This window comes from Glaciihabitans sp. INWT7, from assembly GCF_014217685.1.
Taxonomy (GTDB): Bacteria; Actinomycetota; Actinomycetes; order Actinomycetales; family Microbacteriaceae; genus Lacisediminihabitans.
The window spans coordinates 255,850-272,659 of the sequence record NZ_CP043653.1 but is presented as its reverse complement, the minus strand read 5'-3'; the positions used below and the strand labels follow the sequence as shown (position 1 = coordinate 272,659).

Sequence of the window (16,810 nt, the reverse complement as noted above, 5' to 3'; positions counted from 1 at the left end):
GCGGGGCCCAGTGTCACACTACTGACATGGCGAAACACGGTAAGAAGTCGAAGTCCGAGCCGACAGGCAAGTCAGCCCCCTCCCCCAAGAAGCCGGCGCACAAGAAGGCCGAGGCGGAGGCGGCGCTGACCGGCGTGCTCGACGAGGCACTCACCTACGTGCTTCGGCATGCCGCAGCGGCCCTGCGCGGCACGATGGCCGAGGCCTTGCGCCCCCTCGATCTCTCTGCGGCGCAGCACTCCTGCCTCGAGTTGCTGGGGCGCAGCCCCGGCATGTCGAGCTCCGACCTCGCCCGGGGTGCTTTCGTGAGCCGCCAATCGATGAACCTCGTGCTCCGCGGCCTTCAGGACCGCGGCCTGGTCACCAGGCTCGACACCGCGCCGCAGGGCAGGGCACTGCCCACGACCCTCACCGCCGAGGGGCGCCAACGCCTCAATGCGGCGAACACCGTCGCTCGATCGGTGGAGAAGCAGATGCTCGCCGCCGTGCCCGAGAAGCGCCGCGCCCGTTTCCGTGCCGATCTCGCGGCGTGCGCCGCGGTGCTCACGCCGGCCGACTGAGCCGCTGACACCGGGCGACCGGGCGACCGTTCGACCAGGCGACGATCACACGCCGCCGCCACCTCCCCCGCCACCACCTCCTCCGGACATGGCCCCGCCGCCGGAGCCGCCGCTGCCGCTGCTGTAGGCAGACGACGCACTCGACGACACCGAGCCGATGCTGCCGGCGAAGACCGCCGCGTTGAAGGGGCCCGACCCGACGTACCACGACGGTTGCTCGCCCGTCTCCTCGTAGAACCTCCCGAGCTCGGCGGCCCAGGCCTTCTCGATTCCGAAGAGCACCGCGTAGGGCAGCAGCCTCTCGTTCAACGCGACCATCTGGCGCCGATCGTCGCTGCGGACGGGGGTGCGCTCGGCGCCGGTCGGCGACTGCAGAAAGCGGAGACGGTCGGCCTCCGCGAGCGAGATGTACTCCCGAAGGCCCGCCAGATACTCCCGGAGCTCGGCGCCTTTGGCCTCCAGCGGCGCATGCGAGACCAGCACGACGGTCGTTGTGCAGGCGGCCAGCGAGACGGCGGCGAAGACAGCCGACAAGACCGGATTGCCGTGCACGGAGGCGAGGGAGACGATGGCGAATGCGACTCCCGCAGCCGACACGAGGAGTGACACCAGCACGAGCATCCCGATGAGGCCGGCCGGCCGTCGCCGCCGGTATCCGTTGGTCGTGGCATCCGCTGTGACACGCTTCATCAGGGCCGCGAGCCGTCTGACCGCCTTCTGGTCGTTCTTCTTGAGGTCGCGCTGCTCGCCGATGGTCAGAGTGTCCCCGAAGATGGCGTGCAGGAATTCCGTCGCGTCGGCATCCGCTCCCTCTGCCGTCGAGAACTCCAACTCGTAGCCCGGTTTACGGCTGAACCCGGATGCTTCGACCTCGACGATCCGCAGGTTGCCCGCCACGGCGAGGGCGAGAATCTGCGCCGGTGTGGACTTCGCCGTCGTCGCCGTGATCAGTGATGACAGGAGCAGGCTCGCGCCCTTCGGCGGCAGGTATTCGGGCACGATGATGCCGCGACCGGGAGCATCCCTCAACCGGGTACGACGAACGAACAGGGCCCGGGCCGCCACGAGGAGTGCGGCGAGTGTGCCGAGAAGTGACAGGCTCGGCCACGGCGCAGACAGAAACGAGTCGTCGCGCGGGGTGAACGTGCCGGGCTCGAAGCCGATCGCAAAGCTGAGGTTCTCCCCCGGCTCGAGGTCGGTCGCCGAGGCCGCGAATCCGTCGTCGGTCTTCGTGATGGTCGCCGGGCCGTTCGCTCCCTCGAGACCGGATGCCGCATCCGCTCGCCCTGACAGCCGCGATTCGAGGTCCGTCGGCAGATGCACCTCGGCGGAGACTTTCGCGAAGGGCTGCTTCCAGCCCGTGCCGTTGGTGTCCCAGTAGAACTCGTCGGCCTTCGTGTCCGCGAAATACCGGGTCACGTTGTGCGAGGTGTAGCTGATGACGTAGGTCTGCACCCCGTGCACGTAACCGGGGTCCGCCACGGTCACCGAGAGCACGCCGTCATTCGAGGAGGTCTTGTACGCGCGTGGTCGGCCCTGTTCATCCGTCACCGATGTGACCCTGAGGTCGGTGGGATGCCCGTCGAAATCGTCGATGAGCTCCCGGCGGATTCCGTGGTTCTGATCGGACGCCGGGAAGCGGGCGACCAGCGTCTCGACGGTCGTCAGGGTGGAGCGGCCGGCAGAGTCGCGAGCGAGCGTGTAGTCGCCGTCGAAACTGTCGAACGCGAAATCGTCGACTCCCGACGCGATGCCGATGGCAGCACTGGCCGTCGCGGGCGCTGCGGACCCGTGGCTCACCGCCCCGATCGGCCCGAGCGCGATTGCTGCGGATACCGCGGTCACGAGAAGGAGGCGCCTCATGTGCCCCAGCGTAGGCGAGGGTGGCGTCCGTTCTGCGACTCTGAGCGCTCGGGGTGGGTCTGCCTCCTGGACACGTGGGGTGAGCACAAGCGACTACATCCGTGCCGCGAGGTCCGCTCTCCGTGACCACAGGCGTTTCCGGGGATCTCACGGATCCCCCGACGCGCTCGGACGGCGCCCCTAGACGGACCTGCTGAGCGGGGTGCCCTGGTGGAATTCCACACGCCAGCGATCCGCCGCGTGCCGCCACAACGACGATCGGCGGACACGCGATTCGCCGACGGTCGATACATAGCCGAGAAGCACTAAGTCCGGTGCGGGAACCCGCGCCTCCAGCTCGGTCACGAGCAGGCCCGCGGATGACTCGAACTCGACGATCGCGTCGAGGAGCTCCGTTCGCTCCCACAGTCGCCCCGACTGTCCGATCTCGCTGAATTCCGGGGCGAGCAGGCTGTCGACGGCGGCGCGATCGCGACGCACCGCTGGATCGAGCAGCCGCCGTTCCGCGGCGACGGCCCCCGCGACATCCGTCTCGGCGATCGTGCCCTCGAAACCCTCAAGGCTCTCACAGTCCACAGAGCGGCCCTCCCGCAACCAGGCGAACACCCCGTTCACGAAGCCCGCCGGGCGCACCTCGGTCACGAATTCGGGCCGGAGGGCCCCGAAGATGTGGGGAAAGAGGGTGCCGTTGCCGCCGTCCTGGTAGCGCACGGCGATGCCGGCCTCACGAAGCACCTCGTCGTCGATCACCAACACGACGAGCCCCTCCGGATCGTCGCGGTAGGCGAAATCCGCTACCCCGGCGACTTGTGCGGAGGAGGACGCGTGGATGAAGCCGACCTGCTCGAGCGACGCCCCGCGTGTGGACACGCGGTACTCTCCCGTGACGGCGGCCGCGCTCCAGTCGGTGACGTGCGCGATGTGCAGCAGTGACATCGACGGCCCGCCCGTGGTTACAGGCCGCTGTAGGCGTGCAGGCCCTTGAAGAACAGGTTCACGATGGTGAAGTTGAACATCACCGCGGCGAATCCGACGATCGCGAGGTACGCGGATCGGCTGCCGCGCCAGCCGCGGGTCGCCCTGGCATGGATGTAGCCGGCGAAGATGGTCCAGATGATGAAGGTCCAGACCTCCTTCGTATCCCACCCCCAGTAGCGGCCCCACGCGTGCTCGGCCCAGATCGCGCCGGCCATGAGGGTGAAGGTCCAGAAGACGAAGCCGACGACGATGACGCGGTAGGCGAGGGTCTCGAGCTTCTCGGCATCCGGCATCGTGTCGAGGAACTTGAGGCCGGAGAACTGCTTCGCCTCGCGCCGGGTCTGGATCAGCTGCACCAGCGAGAGCCCAGCGCCGATGGCGAAGAACGCGGTTCCGAGGGTCGCGACGAAGACGTGGATCACGAGCCAGTACGACTGCAGGGCCGGCGGGAGCGGCACCACATTCACGTAGAAACCGACGGTGCCGAAGCCGAGGACGATAAGCGAGAACCCGGTGATGTACGCCCCGAGGAAACGCAGATTCTGCCACGCCTGCACGGCGATGAACACCCCGACGATGATGGCGGATGCCGTGAGGCTGAACTCGAACATGTTGGCCCAGGGCACCCGGTGGGCAGCCACGCCACGCAACACGGTGCCGACGACGTGCAGCACCCACGCCAGGATGGTCAGCGCAAAAGCGGCCCGTTCGAACCGGTTGGGGCGACGAACGGGAGCCGTGGCGACCGGGGCCCGATCGAGAACCGCGGTGCCTCCCACGCGCGACATCTGGCCCACACGCACCGGTGACGCGACGACGGCCAACGGGGACTCCGCGGAACGCTTCGCCAGGTCGAGAGTGAAGGCGATGAAGGCGAAGAGGTAGACGCCCATCGCGGAGTAGACCGCGGTGAGGGAGTACGACGCGAGGGCAGCAGAGGTCACGGATCCAGCCTAAGCCCGAGTTGCTGGGAGTGACGCTGGGCGATGGCTGTGACCGCGGCCTCCAGGGTCGGGTCTTCGCCGCGGGCAAGTCCGGCGTATTCGATCCTCATTCGGCCACCCGACAGCTCGATCACCTTGATCCAGAGGCGGCGACGCGGGATGAACAGCGAGGTGAGCAGACCGGCGAGCACGCAGATGGCGAAGAACAGCACCCAGCCCTGTGTTGGGTCGCGATGCACGTCGAAGGAGACGAAGCGCTGAACGCTCTTCGACAGGTCGGCCTTGTCCGAGGCTGGCGCCTTGTTCTCGAAGGTGATGGAACCGAGGCCCCCGGGGATCTTCGCGGTCTCGCCCGGCTTCAGTCGTAGTGCCGAGGTGCCGTCGGCGGTGCCCGGTCCGGCGAGCGGGGTCATCTTGTCGGTGTCGAGCACGAACACCGACTTCGGAACGCCCTTGTTGATGCCGAGGTCGCCCTTGAAGACGACGAGCGAGAGCACGGGGTTGCGCAGGTCGGGATAGACCGAGCCGAGCACGCCATCCGAGCTCTCGGCGGCCGTCGGGTAGAAGAACGCGCGCATACCGAGCTGCGAGGCGAGACCGTCTGGCACCTTGATGATGCCGAGCGAGGTGAGGTTGGCATCCTGCGCGAGGAACGGCACGGGCTCGGAGTAGACGACCTTGCCCGCCGGATTCTTCACGGTGATCCAGGGCGCGTACCCGTTGCCGAGCAGGTAGATGTCGTTGCCGCCGAGCCGCAGCGGGTCGTTGACCTTGACCACGGCCTTCGTGGGCTTGCCCGCGGAGTCGAAGGTCGTGACATCCGCGGTGTAGTCGATCGGCTGGCCGAGGGCGTTGTCGTTCTGCTCCTCGTATTTCACGGCGAACTTGTCGAGGCGCAGTCGGTAGGGCTGCAGGTCGCTGTCGGAGAAGAAGCGTCCCTTGGTGAAGGAGTCGAAGGTGAGGCGCACGTTGGCGAAGGCCTGCCCGACCACCAGCACCTTCTGGCCGGTATAGCCGACACCGCCACCGACTCCCACGGCGAGGAGGATGCCGATGAGGGAGATGTGGAACACCAGGTTGCCGGTCTCCCGCAGGTAACCGCGCTCTGCTGAGGCGGAGAACTCGGGGCCGTCTGGCCCGCGCCCGTCGAACAGCTTGACGCGATACCCCGCCTTGCGCAGCACGGCGCGGCCGGAATCGACGGCGGAGGCGGCCGTGAGAGTGGGGCCCGTGGCATCCGGTTCGATCTCGAATGCGCTGAACGCACCGAGGCGCTCGAGTCGCGCGGGAGTCTTCGGCGGCGGCGACGCGAGGGCCTTGGCGTGGTGGATCGTGCGCGGGATGACGCACCCGATCAGCGAGATGAACAGCAGGAGATAGATCGCCGAGAACCACGCAGAGGTGTACACGTCGAAGAGCTGCAGTTTGTCGAGCACCGGCGCTGCCGAGGGGTTGTTGCTGAAGTACTGCGTCACCCCGTTGGGGTCGGAGCTGCGCTGGGGGAAGACGGATCCGGGCACCGCGGCGATCGCCAGCAGCAACAGCAGGAAGAGCGCGGTTCGCATGCTCGTGAGCTGCCGCCAGAAGAAGCGGATGTACCCGATCGGGCCGAGCTTCGGCTGGGTGATGCCGTCGCGGGGGGCGGGGGCAGGGGAATCGATGTGATCAGAGGGGCGACTCATAATTTCCGACGATCACCCCCTGCAGCTGGTTGACGATGATCTGCCACAGACCGGAGACCATGAGCAGTCCGATCAGGATGAGCAGCGATCCGCCGATGATGTTGATCACACGGATGTGGCGCTTGAGCCAAGCCACCGAGCCGGTCACCCAGTCGAGGCCGAGCGCCACGAGCAGGAAGGGGATGCCGAGGCCGAGGCAGTAGACGACGCCGAGGAGCACCCCGCGCCAAGCGTTGCCGCTCCCCATGCTGAACGAGAGCACCGCGGCCAGGGTCGGTCCGATGCACGGCACCCAGCCGAGGCCGAAGACGATACCGAGCAGTGGAGCGCCGGCGAGTCCGGTGGTGGTGCGCCACCGGGGCTTGAACTCACGCTGGAGGAAGGTGAACTGCCCCACGAAGACGAGCCCCATCAGGATGAGGAAGACCCCGGCGATGCGGGTGATGAGTCCGAGCCAGGGGATCAACAGCGCCCCGGCGGCAGCCGCGATCAGGTTGAGGGTGATGAAGACGACGCTGAATCCGAGCACGAACAGCGCCACGCCGAGCAGGAGGCGCCCGCGCTGCCGCGCGCCATGCACGTTCTTCTCCGCGCTGCCGGCGAATCCCCCGATGTAGGCGAGGTAGCCCGGCAGAAGCGGAAGAACGCACGGAGAGGCGAAGGCGACGAGCCCGGCCAGCAGCGCGATGGGCAGCGCCAATCCGAGGTTGCCCTCCAGAATCAGATCCCTGATGTCCACTACTTGCTCTCGGCGAGCGTGTCGGAGATGAGGGTGTTGAGGATCGACTGGGACTCGAGCTGGCCGACGATGCGGGCGGCGATGCGACCCTTGGCATCCAGCACGAAGGTCGTGGGGGTGGCGGTAGGGGCGACGGCACCGGCGAAGGCGATCCGTGCGGCGCCGCTGTCGACATCCATCACCGAGGGATAGGTGATCTTGTAGGTCTTCTCGAACGAGAGGGCGCCCGGCGACTGGTCGAAGATGTTCACGCCGATGAACTTGACGCCGTCCGACTGGTACTTCTCGTACAGCCCCTGCAGGAAAGGGGCCTCTGCCCGGCACGGCGCGCAGTTCGCGTACCAGAAGTTGACGACGGTAACCGGGGCGCGGTCATCGGAGACGGTGAGCGTCTTGCCGTCGACGGTGGTGCCGGTGAAGTCGATCGGTGTCGTGCGTTTGGCGGCGGGGATCTGCACGGGCAACCCGGAGTCGTCAGTGTAGTTTGCGCCACCGTTGCCGTAGTCCTTCGCGAGCGAGTCGGAGCTGCAGCCGCTGAGAGCGAGGGCTGCGACCACGAGCGCCACGACCACCGGGATGCGCGCTCTCACACCGCACCCGTGTCTGTCGATCCGGCCAACAGCTCGGCCGCGGGGTCCTGATAGCCCACCTCGACGAAGGAGTCGCCCTCTTTGCGCAGCGTCGTGATGCTCGACAGGTGACAGCGTCGTTCGCGTGGGTCGTGGAACGGCCGCTTCCGGGCGACGAATCGCTGCACCATCACGATGGGCATCTGATGGCTCACCATCACGACCTCGCCGCCGTCCGCGTCATCCCACGCATCGCCGATCGCGGACATCATCCGATCGATGACGCTCACGTAGGGCTCGCCCCAGCTGGGCTTCCAGGGGTTGATCACCCAACGCCACATGCTCGGCTTGGTGAGCACCGCCGGGCCGAACTCGAACTTCTTGCCCTCGAACCGGTTGGTCGGCTCGATCAGGCGCTCGTCGGTCACGATGTCGAGGCCGAACCGCTCTGCCCACGGCGCCGCGGATTCCTGCGCGCGCTGCAGCGGACTGGCGTAGAGCGCCGCGATCGGATGACCGGCCAGCTGTCCTGCTGCGGCCGTCGCCATCCGCTGCCCGAGCTCCGAAAGGTGGTAGCCCGGCAGCCGCCCATAAAGGATGCCCTCCGGGTTATAGACCTCTCCGTGCCGGACGAGGTGGATCAGGGATGCAGCCACGGGCCCAGTCTACGTTTTGCGCTGCTGCGGGATTCCCGTGAACGACGGCGGGAAGCGTCTCTGCGCCGCCCCGATCCGGTCCACCGCCTCGGGGCTGCCGGGTCGGCGCGACGGGCCAGGACGGCGCGAGAATTCGACTCTGGACCGAATTCGACCCCGTCTCTAGAGTTGTTCCTGACGCGGGCAAGGTCGCCCGTCCCGACGAGAAAGCAGGCATCCTGATGGCTGGAAAGTTCGAGCTCTACACCGACAAGGGCGGCGAATACCGTTTCCGCCTCAAGGCCGGCAACGGAGAGGTCATCGCGCTGTCCTCGGAGGGCTACACCTCCAAGGCCGGCGCGAAGAACGGCATCGAGTCGATCAAGAAGAACGCGGCAGACGCCCCGGTCGTCGAGATCGAGTAACCGCCACGCCTGATTAATAGCGGATGCCCGCGGCTAAGGCCGTGGGCATCCGTGCTGTGCGGGGGCGTGCCTGCTACCGTGACCTGCATGAACAACGACGCCCCCGACCCCCGCCAGGCCGCCATCGAAGCGGGCCGCGACCTGCAGACGATCCTCGAGACCCATATCGCCCTCCTGGCCTCCGGCGCGGACCAGGACGATGACGCGGTCGAGGTCGACCGCGAGCTCTGGGAGGCGGTCGGTGCATACGGCGAGGCGCTCGACGATCTCTATGACGACGAGGACGAAGACGAAGAGAATGACGCGGAGGAGCTCACCTTCACCGTGCGCACCCGCTACGACTACACCGTCATCGACGAGAAGGCGTTCCTCGCGGCGGGTACGGGCGTGGGCGCTGCGGTCTCCGCGCTGCTGGAGCGGGCCGGCGGCAAGCCGGTGAGCGCGCTCGAGGTGGCGTCGCTCGAGACCGGAAGCGGCATCCTCACGGTGCATCTCAACAACGAGCTGCTGGTCTCCGCCGACTTCCAGGCCGCCGACGAGGAGACCGACCTGCTGCTCGTCGCTCCGAACGAAGACCTGGTGTACGTGCTAGACGAGCCCGTCTACGACTCTCGCGCCGAGGCGGAAGCCGCAGCCAAGAACCGCTAGAGCCTGAGGTCTCAGACCAGGAAGTGGCCGTCAGACCAGGAAGTCGCCGTCAGACCAGGAAATCGACAGAGGCCTGCGCCGTGATCTGGGAGCGGATGAAGGCTCCGACCTTCTGGTGCTCCGGGTGCACCTGGTAGGCCTCCAGGCCCACCTCGTCGTCGAAGTCCACGATGAGGGCGAGATCCCAGTGGTCGGGGCTGGTCACCACCGTCGGCCCCACGCTCAGCGCGCGGATCGACGGCACAACCCCCACGAGCGACTCGAGGCCCGCGACGATCGAGGCGATCTTCTCCTGGCCTTCGGGGCTCGCGGCATCCGCGACCTTCCAGGACACGACGTGTTTGAGCATCTTCTAGACCTCCAGTAGGGCGGCGCGCAACCGCTCGGGATCCACGCGCCAGATGTTGTGAACGCGCCCGTTGATCAACACGACGGGGATCTCGTCCGCATAGCGATCGAGCAGCGCCTCGTCATCGAAGATCGACAGCTCCTCCAGGGTGATGAGGGGAGCAGAGGCGTCAGCCTCGAGTTGCCCGATGACGGTGCCGATCGTCTCGCGAGCGACATCGCACAGGTGACAGCCCGGTTTACCGATGAGGGTGATGGCTGCCGTGGACACGATTCAACAGTATCGGCGTTGCGCGAGGCCGTGCGGCGATTGGCTCAGAACTCCCGCGTAGCATGGTGCGACATGCCAGCCTCACAGCCCGAATCGGCGTCCGCGCGCCCGATCGTCGCGTTCTTCGACGTCGACAACACCCTGCTGCACGGCGCCAGCGCGTATCACGTGAGCCGCGCCGCCTGGAAGCGCGGCCATGTCGGCGTGCGCGACCTGCTCAGTTTTGGATGGCACCAGCTGCGATTCGTGACGGTCGGCGAGAACGTCAAGCACTTCGCCAGCGCGCAGGAACGTGCCCTGGGGCTAGCGAAGGGGCTTCCCGCCGACGAACTCACCACGCTTGCCGACGATGTGTACGAGCGTGAGATCGAGTCGCGGCTCTGGCCGGAGACGGTCGAACTCGCCCGTGAGCATATCCGCAAAGGACACGAGGTGTGGCTGATCACCGCCGCGCCCGTCGACATCGCTGCGGTGATCGCCCGTCGGCTCGGCCTCACCGGCGCCCTCGGGACGATGCTGAGGGCCCAGGATGGCAAACTCACCGGCGAATTCGATGGTCCGGTGCTGCACGGCGCCCGCAAGGCGATCGCGGCCGAGGAACTCGCGACGTCGCTCGGAGCGGATCTGGCGGACTGCTGGGCCTATTCGGATTCCCGCAACGACATCCCCCTGCTCGAGCTGGTGGGCAATCGCATAGTCGTGAACCCGGATGCCGCGCTCGCCGCACACGCGCGCACCCACGACTGGCCGATCATGCGCCTCGACCCCGCGAGCATCCGTGCCGCAGTGCGTCGGGTTCGTCGCGAGGGCCGCGCCGTGCGCGCGGAAAACACAAAGCGCCAAGCCGGATAGGCCTGGCGCTCGGTAGTCGGGTCACGCACGGGGCGCGGCCCCTCACACGACGCTACTTCTTGTTGCGACGCTGGTGACGAGTCTTGCGAAGCAGCTTGCGGTGCTTCTTCTTCGCCATGCGCTTGCGACGCTTCTTGATTACGGAACCCATAAAGACCTCAACTGTTGTTCGGAAGACGACCGGGTTCGATCAGAACCACGGAAAAATTGCCTCGGGCTATCTTAGCCGTCCGGCTGTCGACGTGCTAACCGGCGGGGAATCCGGTGGTCCGCCGGCGGCGTCGCGGCGGGTGCCCGGTACCCGGCGCGGGAGTCGCGGCGGGCATCCGATACCCGGCGCGGGAGTCGCGGCGGGGAAAACACATCGCGGAGGGAGTCGTAACTCCCGCCGGGACGCAGCCGGACCGCCGCGAACCGGCGTATCCCCCGCCACGGCATCGACCGCGTCCACCATCGACCCACCGACGGGGTCGGACGCAGCGACACGGTCGACCCACCGATGGGGTCGGACGCAGCGATGGAGACCGGCGCGGGCGTCGCGGCGGGGAAAACACCTCGCGGAGGGAGTCGTAACCCCCGCCCGGACGCAACGGGACCGCCGCGAACCGGCGTATCCCCCGCCACGGGATCGACCGCGTCCACCATCGACCCACCGACGGGGTCGACGCAGCGACACGGTCGACCCACCGATGGGGTCGGACGCAGCAATGGGGACCGGCGCGGGCTAACCGACGTCGGAGATCGGCGTGTCGATGGCCGCGACGACCGCGGACTCCGGCACCCGGAAGGAGCGGCCGAAGCGGATCGCAGGCAGCTCGCCCGCGTGCACGAGACGGTAGACCGTCATCTTCGACACCCGCATCATGTCGGCGACTTCCGCCACCGTGAGAAAGCGCACCTCGGAGAGATCGCGTGCCATGTCGGGTGCCCCTTGTTAGGTTCCAGCGATATTGGGAACAGACACACTCGATCGCCTGTGTTACTGGAGTGCTAATCGGTAACTGTAGGGGCTAATGTGACTCGCTGGCAACAGCCCAGTTCGGGCGCGCCGCGCGGGGCTGCCGAACCGCCTAGCGATCGCCTTGTCGGCCGAGCTTCTTCTTGATCGGTTCGATCACCCGGCGCTCGAGATCGTGCTGGGCATCCTGCAGCCGGATGCTCGCTTCGGCCGCCCGGCGACCCAGAGCGGTGCCCGCATCCGTCGGATGCTGCAGCGTCTCCGCCGCACGCCGGAACGGCTCGGGCACCTGCACGCCCGACCACGCCGCGAACACGGTCGAGCCCTCGTCGATGCCTCCATCGAAGTCCGCGCTCAAGAAGGGGATGAGCCAATCCTCGAGGTCTTCGAGCGGGCTCGTGTCGAGGCTGTAGTAGCGATGCTGGCCTTCTTCGCGCACCGTCACCAGGTCGTGATCCCGCAACACCTTGAGGTGCTTCGACACGGTCGGCTGGCTCAGCCCGAGCTTCTCGACGATCTCGCCCACACTGATCTCTCCCGCACTGGCTCGTCCGTGCGCGGTGTCGGATGCCGTGTATCGGTCGAGCAGCACGCGCAGGAGGTCGCGTCGGGTCGCGTCGGCAACTACGTCAAAGATGTCAGCCATTCCGACAGGCTACCCGGCACGGCACGGGGGTACCATGACTACCTGTCGCGAGGGGACTGATGGCCACCAGACCGTTTGTGCGCGCCGGGTTGCTCGGTCGGGCACGGGATTCGTTCACAGATCTCGCGTCGGCATCACCGGCCCGGTTCGCCGTCGGCGTGTTCATCGGCTTGATCATCGTCTTCACCGCACTGCTGTCGTTGCCGGTGGCGACGGCCGCGCCATCCGGAACCAGCTTCGCCGACGCCCTCTTCACTGCGGTATCGGTCGTCTGCGTCACGGGGCTCACGACGGTTGACATGGCGACCAACTGGAGCGCCTTCGGCAACGGCGTCATCCTCGTCGGTGTGGAGATCGGCGGGGTCGGGGCACTGACCCTCGCGTCGATCCTTGGGCTCGTCATCTCGCGCAAGCTGGGCCTGAAAGCGAAATTGATGGTCGCGAGTGACAGCAATCCGCTGCGGATCCAGCGGGGCCCGATCGCAGAGGGCCAGGCGGTGCGGCTGGGGGAGATCGGCGGACTGCTCGCGACCGTCGCCATCAGTACTCTCGTGATCGAAGCGGTGATCGCCGTCGCGCTCCTTCCTCGCATCCTTCTCGGCGGAGTCGACCTTCCCGACGCGATCTGGCAGTCGATCTACTTCGCGGCGATGGCCTTCACCAACACCGGTTTCGTTCCCCTCACCACAGGCCTCGCCCCGTATGCCCACGACCTCTGGTTCCTCGGGGTGCTCATGCTCGGAGTACTGCTCGGCAGCATCGGCTTCCCCGTGATCTACGTGCTCTCGCGCGGCCTGCGCAAGCCCCGGCGCTGGTCCCTGCACGCCAAGCTCACCCTCGTCACGAGCGGAATCCTCCTCGTGATCGGAGCGCTTGCCTATTTCGGTCTCGAGTTCGCCAATGCGCACACCTTCGGTGGCCTCGACGGCGGTCAGCGAGTGCTGCAGTCTCTCTTCCTGTCGGTGATGACCCGTTCGGGCGGCTTCGCGACCATCGACATCAGCCAGCTGAATGGATCGAGCCTGCTCGTCACCGACATGCTCATGTTCATCGGCGGGGGTTCGGCCTCCACCGCCGGCGGCATCAAGGTGACGACCCTCGCTGTTCTGTTCCTCGCGGCCTTCGCCGAAGCCAGAGGCAACAGCGAGGTCGAGGCCTTCGAACGCCGCATCCCCACCGATGTCGTGCGCATCGCCGTGAGCGTGGTGCTCTGGGGAGCAACCACGGTGGCCGTCTCGACGATCGTCGTTCTGCAGCTCACCGGCGAGCGTCTCGACTTCGTGCTCTTCGATGTGATCTCGGCGTTCGCGACGTGCGGGCTCTCCGCCGGCCTCACCGAGAATCTCCCGGACGCGGCGAAGTACGTGCTCGCGGCCACGATGTTCCTCGGGCGCGTTGGTACAGTGACACTCGCCGCGGCCCTCGCCGCGAGCACCCGACGACAGCTGTTCCACCGAGCGGAAGAGAGGCCCATTGTCGGTTGATTCCATTCCGGCCAACGCCGCCGTGCTCGTGATCGGACTCGGGCGGTTCGGCACGGCTGCGGCCGGCGAGCTGATCCGACTCGACCGCGATGTGCTGGTGATCGACACCGATCCGCAGCTCGTGCAGACCTGGTCGGAGGTCGTGACGCACGCCGTCCAGGCCGATGCGCGCAACATCGACGCCCTGCGGCAGATCGGAGCGCAGGACTTCTCCATCGCGGTCGTCGCGGTCGGGTCATCCATCGAAGCCAGCGTGCTGATCACGGCGAACCTCGTTGACCTCGGCGTGCCCCAGATCTGGGCGAAGGCGATCAGCAAGTCCCACGGCACGATCCTGGAGCGGATCGGGGCCAATCACGTGATCTTCCCCGAGCTCGAAGCCGGTGAGCGGGCCGCGCACCTCGTCTCCGGACGGATGCTCGACTTCATCGAGTTCGATGACGACTTCGTGATGGTGAAGATGCATCCGCCCAAGCCGATTCGCGGTGTGGCGCTTTCCGAGTCGGGGGTGCGCCGCAAGTTCCGGATCACCGTCGTCGGGGTGAAGACGCCCGGCCAGGAATTCACCTACGCCACGGCGGAGACGGTGGTCTCCGACCACGACCTGATCATTGTGAGCGGCAACTCCGCCGATATCGAGAAATTCGCGAACCTGGAGAAGTAGTGGCGCTAGCCGACCGGCGGGGCCGCCAGCTCGTGCGCGCGGGCGAGCGCCGCGGCAGTCGCGCGGTCGAAGACCGCTGACAGGTCGGCCTTCTCCAGCTCCCAGATCGCTCGCTCGGTCGTGCCCTTCGGGCTGGTGACCCGGCGACGAAGCTCTGAAGGGTCCTCGCCGGAGGCCTCGAGAAGCTCCGCCGCGCCGAGGAAGGTGCCGTTCACCATCGTCGCGGCCTCCTGCCAGGTGAATCCGAGCGTCACGGCAGTCTTGGTGAGCTGCTCGATCAGGTAGAAGACGTAGGCGGGGCCGGATCCAGAGATCGTGCTGAGCGCGTCGATCTTGGACTCGGGGATCTCGAGCACCTGCCCGACCGTGTCGAACAGCGTGAGCGCGAGCGCCACATCCTCCGGCGTCGCGCGCGAACCGGCGCTGACGCCGGTGACCCCTCTGCCGACGAGCGCGGGCGTGTTGGGCATCGCCCGAAGCACCACCTGCGACACCAGAGCCTCCATCGTGGCCGTCGTCACTCCCGCAGCCACGCTCACGACGATGGCGTCCTCGGCGAGCGCGGGAGCGATCTCACGCAGCAGGTCGGGCACCATCGCCGGCTTGACCCCGACGAGCACGATTCGCGCCCCGGTCACCGCTGTCACATTCGCGGTCGGATCGACTTCGAGGGCGAAGGAGGTGACGGCCTCCGACCGCAGGGCAGCGGCCTTGGCCTCGGTGCGATTGGTGACACGGATGCCGTCCTCGACGGTGATCGACGGTGCGAGGAGTCCGCTGAGGATCGCTCCCCCCATCGAACCGGCTCCGAGAATGGCGATGGACGGAAGGGTGCTCATCACCTCATCCTAGGATTGACCGCATGAGCACCGAAGGCAGCAAACGCGCGATCATCGCGGCGATGTCCGCGAACCTCGGCATCGCCGTGGCCAAGTTCATCGCGTGGGGAGTTTCCGGGTCGAGCTCGATGCTCGGCGAGGGCGTGCATTCGCTCGCCGACACCGGCAACCAGCTTCTGCTCCTGCGCGGTGGTTCGGTCGCGAAGAAGCAGGCGGATGCCGAGCATCCGTTCGGCTTCGGACGCGAGCGCTACGTCTACGCCTTCGTGGTCTCGATCATCCTGTTCAGCGTCGGAGGGGTCTTCTCGCTGTACGAGGGCATCAACAAGATCCAGCACCCGCATCCGCTCGAGAATGCCTGGATCCCCATCGCGGTGCTGCTCATCGCGATGCTGCTCGAAGGCTTCTCGCTGCGCACCGCCGTGCGGGAGTCCAACCACATTCGAGGCAAGGACAGTTGGTTCGCGTTCATCCGGCACGCCAAGGCACCGGAGCTGCCGGTAGTGCTGCTCGAGGACGTCGCCGCCCTCACGGGACTGTTGTTCGCCCTCGTCGGCGTTGTGCTGACGATCATCACCGGCGACGGGGTGTGGGATGCCATCGGCACCATCTTCATCGGGGTGCTGCTCGTGCTCGTGGCTATCGTGCTCGGCATCGAGACCAAGAGCCTGCTGGTGGGCGAGGGCGCGTCAGCCGACGACACCGTGCGCATTCGCGATGCGATCAACGCCGACTCGGACGTCGAGTCCCTCATCCACATGAAGACGCTCTACCTCGGACCGGATGAGCTGCTGGTCGCGGCGAAGGTCGCGTTCCCCACCAAGATGAAACTGGCCGAGGTCGCCGCCGCGATCAACAATCTCGAGGCGCGGGTGCGCGCCGAGGTTCCCATCGCCCGGGTGATCTACATCGAGCCCGATGTCTATGTCGCACCAGGCGAGGGCAATCCCTCGACCGAGGCCATCATCATCAGAGCGGCGGACTGACCATGCCTGTCGCGCTGGTGCTTCGACACCTGGACATCGCCCACCTCGGCAATCTGGAAGCGGTGCTCATCGGTCACGGCTACGACGTCCGCTACGTGGATGTCACGGTGGAATCGCCCGTCGACCACCCGGATCCCGACCTCGTCGTCGTGCTCGGCGGCGACATGGGCGTCTACGAGAAAGAGGCGAACCCCTTCCTCGTCGGCGAACTCGACTACCTGCGCGACCGGCTCGCCGCCGAGCGACCGACCCTCGGCATCTGCCTGGGGGCTCAGCTCATCGCGGAGGCACTCGGGGAGACCGTGCGCCGGGGCAAGACCGTGGAGATCGGCTTCCGCGAGGTGACCCCGACCGAGGCCGGGCTCGACTCGCCGCTTCGCCACGTCGCCGGCGTGCCGATGATGCAGTGGCACAGCGACACCTTCGGACTTCCGAGCGGGGCCATCCGGCTGGCCAGCTCCGGGGCCTACAGCAACGAGGCCTTCGCGCTCGGGGACTACGCACTCGCCGTGCAATTCCACCCCGAACTCACGGCCGACATGTATGAGGCGTGGATCACCGGCGGTCTCGACGAACTCGCAGCGCTGGACATCGAGCCCGACGACCTGCGGCGGGACGCCATCGCCAACGGACCCGCGATGGAGGCGGCGTCCGTCGCGATGTTCAGCGAATGGCTCGGGGCACTCTAGCGGGGCTTCTGGCCACCTTCTGGCCGTCTT

General features: G+C 67.0%; 21 protein-coding genes. 8 read left to right on the top strand and 13 right to left on the bottom strand.

The window, feature by feature from the left end:
- Positions 1–26: 26 nt before the first annotated feature.
- Positions 27–560, top strand: coding sequence for a MarR family winged helix-turn-helix transcriptional regulator (locus tag F1C58_RS01385; RefSeq protein ID WP_185202266.1), 534 nt, complete (start codon positions 27–29; stop codon positions 558–560).
- A gap of 45 nt (positions 561–605) precedes the next feature.
- Here the strand turns inward: F1C58_RS01385 and F1C58_RS01380 are convergent, their stop codons facing one another.
- From F1C58_RS01380 to F1C58_RS01345, 7 genes are all read right to left on the bottom strand, one after another.
- Positions 606–2,423, bottom strand: coding sequence for a DUF2207 domain-containing protein (locus tag F1C58_RS01380; protein ID WP_185202265.1), 1,818 nt, complete (start codon positions 2,421–2,423; stop codon positions 606–608).
- Positions 2,424–2,603: 180 nt separating this feature from the next.
- On the bottom strand, positions 2,604–3,359 hold the full coding sequence (locus F1C58_RS16870; RefSeq protein ID WP_219732012.1) for a DUF952 domain-containing protein: 756 nt from the start codon (positions 3,357–3,359) through the stop codon (positions 2,604–2,606).
- A 17-nt stretch (positions 3,360–3,376) separates the two neighbouring features.
- A complete protein-coding gene (gene ccsB, locus F1C58_RS01365) occupies positions 3,377–4,345 on the bottom strand; it encodes a c-type cytochrome biogenesis protein CcsB (RefSeq protein WP_370543677.1) in 969 nt (322 codons plus the stop codon).
- Positions 4,342–6,027 carry a cytochrome c biogenesis protein ResB gene (locus F1C58_RS01360; RefSeq protein WP_185202264.1) on the bottom strand — a complete coding sequence of 562 codons (1,686 nt, stop codon included), beginning with the start codon at positions 6,025–6,027 and terminating at the stop codon, positions 4,342–4,344. Before F1C58_RS01360 ends, ccsB begins: the two co-directional genes overlap by 4 nt.
- A complete protein-coding gene (locus tag F1C58_RS01355; protein ID WP_255461198.1) occupies positions 6,011–6,766 on the bottom strand; it encodes a cytochrome c biogenesis CcdA family protein in 756 nt (251 codons plus the stop codon). The genes F1C58_RS01360 and F1C58_RS01355 overlap by 17 nt, the downstream gene beginning before the upstream one ends.
- Positions 6,766–7,356 (bottom strand): TlpA disulfide reductase family protein, encoded by a 591-nt coding sequence (locus tag F1C58_RS01350; RefSeq protein WP_185202263.1) that lies wholly within the window; start codon positions 7,354–7,356, stop codon positions 6,766–6,768. Before F1C58_RS01350 ends, F1C58_RS01355 begins: the two co-directional genes overlap by 1 nt.
- Complete coding sequence (locus F1C58_RS01345; protein WP_185202262.1) at positions 7,353–7,991, bottom strand: histidine phosphatase family protein; 639 nt, start codon at positions 7,989–7,991, stop codon at positions 7,353–7,355. The genes F1C58_RS01350 and F1C58_RS01345 overlap by 4 nt, the downstream gene beginning before the upstream one ends.
- 221 nt (positions 7,992–8,212) lie before the next feature.
- Here F1C58_RS01345 and F1C58_RS01340 point away from each other — a divergent pair, with 221 nt between their 5' ends.
- Both F1C58_RS01340 and F1C58_RS01335 read left to right on the top strand, forming a co-directional pair.
- Positions 8,213–8,395, top strand: a complete 183-nt coding sequence (locus F1C58_RS01340) for a YegP family protein (RefSeq protein ID WP_185202261.1) — start codon at positions 8,213–8,215, stop codon at positions 8,393–8,395.
- Between the two features lie 87 nt (positions 8,396–8,482).
- The gene (locus F1C58_RS01335; protein WP_185202260.1) at positions 8,483–9,043 is read left to right on the top strand and encodes a hypothetical protein; all 561 of its coding nucleotides are present in this window, start codon (positions 8,483–8,485) and stop codon (positions 9,041–9,043) included.
- 49 nt (positions 9,044–9,092) lie between these two features.
- On the opposite strand, the gene F1C58_RS01330 is transcribed toward F1C58_RS01335, so the two are convergent.
- Together F1C58_RS01330 and F1C58_RS01325 are read right to left on the bottom strand one after the other, a co-directional pair.
- Positions 9,093–9,392, bottom strand: coding sequence for a Dabb family protein (locus tag F1C58_RS01330; protein ID WP_185202259.1), 300 nt, complete (start codon positions 9,390–9,392; stop codon positions 9,093–9,095).
- 3 nt (positions 9,393–9,395) lie between these two features.
- Positions 9,396–9,662, bottom strand: a complete 267-nt coding sequence (locus F1C58_RS01325; RefSeq protein WP_185202258.1) for a glutaredoxin family protein — start codon at positions 9,660–9,662, stop codon at positions 9,396–9,398.
- A gap of 72 nt (positions 9,663–9,734) precedes the next feature.
- Between F1C58_RS01325 and F1C58_RS01320 the strand changes: the two genes are divergently transcribed.
- Complete coding sequence (locus tag F1C58_RS01320) at positions 9,735–10,514, top strand: HAD family phosphatase (protein ID WP_185202257.1); 780 nt, start codon at positions 9,735–9,737, stop codon at positions 10,512–10,514.
- A 52-nt stretch (positions 10,515–10,566) separates the two neighbouring features.
- On the opposite strand, the gene F1C58_RS01315 is transcribed toward F1C58_RS01320, so the two are convergent.
- From F1C58_RS01315 to F1C58_RS01305, 3 genes are all read right to left on the bottom strand, one after another.
- Positions 10,567–10,665: a 30S ribosomal protein bS22 gene (locus F1C58_RS01315; RefSeq protein WP_003792170.1), complete on the bottom strand. Its 99-nt coding sequence runs from the start codon at positions 10,663–10,665 to the stop codon at positions 10,567–10,569.
- Positions 10,666–11,238: 573 nt separating this feature from the next.
- Positions 11,239–11,433: a helix-turn-helix domain-containing protein gene (locus F1C58_RS01310; protein WP_185202256.1), complete on the bottom strand. Its 195-nt coding sequence runs from the start codon at positions 11,431–11,433 to the stop codon at positions 11,239–11,241.
- 151 nt (positions 11,434–11,584) lie between these two features.
- Complete coding sequence (locus F1C58_RS01305) at positions 11,585–12,118, bottom strand: helix-turn-helix transcriptional regulator (RefSeq protein ID WP_185202255.1); 534 nt, start codon at positions 12,116–12,118, stop codon at positions 11,585–11,587.
- Positions 12,119–12,177: 59 nt separating this feature from the next.
- Here F1C58_RS01305 and F1C58_RS01300 point away from each other — a divergent pair, with 59 nt between their 5' ends.
- Together F1C58_RS01300 and F1C58_RS01295 are read left to right on the top strand one after the other, a co-directional pair.
- Positions 12,178–13,602, top strand: coding sequence for a TrkH family potassium uptake protein (locus tag F1C58_RS01300; RefSeq protein ID WP_185202254.1), 1,425 nt, complete (start codon positions 12,178–12,180; stop codon positions 13,600–13,602).
- On the top strand, positions 13,592–14,266 hold the full coding sequence (locus F1C58_RS01295; protein WP_255461197.1) for a TrkA family potassium uptake protein: 675 nt from the start codon (positions 13,592–13,594) through the stop codon (positions 14,264–14,266). Before F1C58_RS01300 ends, F1C58_RS01295 begins: the two co-directional genes overlap by 11 nt.
- Before the next feature lie 5 nt (positions 14,267–14,271).
- Here the strand turns inward: F1C58_RS01295 and proC are convergent, their stop codons facing one another.
- On the bottom strand, positions 14,272–15,105 hold the full coding sequence (gene proC, locus F1C58_RS01290) for a pyrroline-5-carboxylate reductase (protein WP_185202253.1): 834 nt from the start codon (positions 15,103–15,105) through the stop codon (positions 14,272–14,274).
- A 23-nt stretch (positions 15,106–15,128) separates the two neighbouring features.
- On the opposite strand from proC, the gene F1C58_RS01285 reads away from it, so the two are divergent.
- Together F1C58_RS01285 and F1C58_RS01280 are read left to right on the top strand one after the other, a co-directional pair.
- Complete coding sequence (locus tag F1C58_RS01285) at positions 15,129–16,091, top strand: cation diffusion facilitator family transporter (RefSeq protein ID WP_185202252.1); 963 nt, start codon at positions 15,129–15,131, stop codon at positions 16,089–16,091.
- Positions 16,092–16,093: 2 nt separating this feature from the next.
- A complete protein-coding gene (locus F1C58_RS01280; RefSeq protein ID WP_185202251.1) occupies positions 16,094–16,780 on the top strand; it encodes a glutamine amidotransferase in 687 nt (228 codons plus the stop codon).
- Positions 16,781–16,810 lie beyond the last annotated feature (30 nt).

Bases quoted from the DNA above. Each gene is read 5' to 3' on its own strand.
- F1C58_RS01385 (WP_185202266.1), top strand. From the start codon at position 27: ATGGCGAAACACGGTAAGAAGTCGAAGTCCGAGCCGACAGGCAAGTCA.
- F1C58_RS01305 (WP_185202255.1), bottom strand. From the start codon at position 12,118: ATGGCTGACATCTTTGACGTAGTTGCCGACGCGACCCGACGCGACCTC.
- F1C58_RS01330 (WP_185202259.1), bottom strand. From the start codon at position 9,392: ATGCTCAAACACGTCGTGTCCTGGAAGGTCGCGGATGCCGCGAGCCCC.
- F1C58_RS16870 (WP_219732012.1), bottom strand. From the start codon at position 3,359: ATGTCACTGCTGCACATCGCGCACGTCACCGACTGGAGCGCGGCCGCC.
- F1C58_RS01360 (WP_185202264.1), bottom strand. From the start codon at position 6,027: ATGAGTCGCCCCTCTGATCACATCGATTCCCCTGCCCCCGCCCCCCGC.
- F1C58_RS01340 (WP_185202261.1), top strand. From the start codon at position 8,213: ATGGCTGGAAAGTTCGAGCTCTACACCGACAAGGGCGGCGAATACCGT.
- F1C58_RS01300 (WP_185202254.1), top strand. From the start codon at position 12,178: ATGGCCACCAGACCGTTTGTGCGCGCCGGGTTGCTCGGTCGGGCACGG.
- proC (WP_185202253.1), bottom strand. From the start codon at position 15,105: ATGAGCACCCTTCCGTCCATCGCCATTCTCGGAGCCGGTTCGATGGGG.
- F1C58_RS01310 (WP_185202256.1), bottom strand. From the start codon at position 11,433: ATGGCACGCGATCTCTCCGAGGTGCGCTTTCTCACGGTGGCGGAAGTC.
- F1C58_RS01380 (WP_185202265.1), bottom strand. From the start codon at position 2,423: ATGAGGCGCCTCCTTCTCGTGACCGCGGTATCCGCAGCAATCGCGCTC.
- F1C58_RS01285 (WP_185202252.1), top strand. From the start codon at position 15,129: ATGAGCACCGAAGGCAGCAAACGCGCGATCATCGCGGCGATGTCCGCG.
- F1C58_RS01320 (WP_185202257.1), top strand. From the start codon at position 9,735: ATGCCAGCCTCACAGCCCGAATCGGCGTCCGCGCGCCCGATCGTCGCG.
- F1C58_RS01280 (WP_185202251.1), top strand. From the start codon at position 16,094: ATGCCTGTCGCGCTGGTGCTTCGACACCTGGACATCGCCCACCTCGGC.
- F1C58_RS01335 (WP_185202260.1), top strand. From the start codon at position 8,483: ATGAACAACGACGCCCCCGACCCCCGCCAGGCCGCCATCGAAGCGGGC.
- F1C58_RS01315 (WP_003792170.1), bottom strand. From the start codon at position 10,665: ATGGGTTCCGTAATCAAGAAGCGTCGCAAGCGCATGGCGAAGAAGAAG.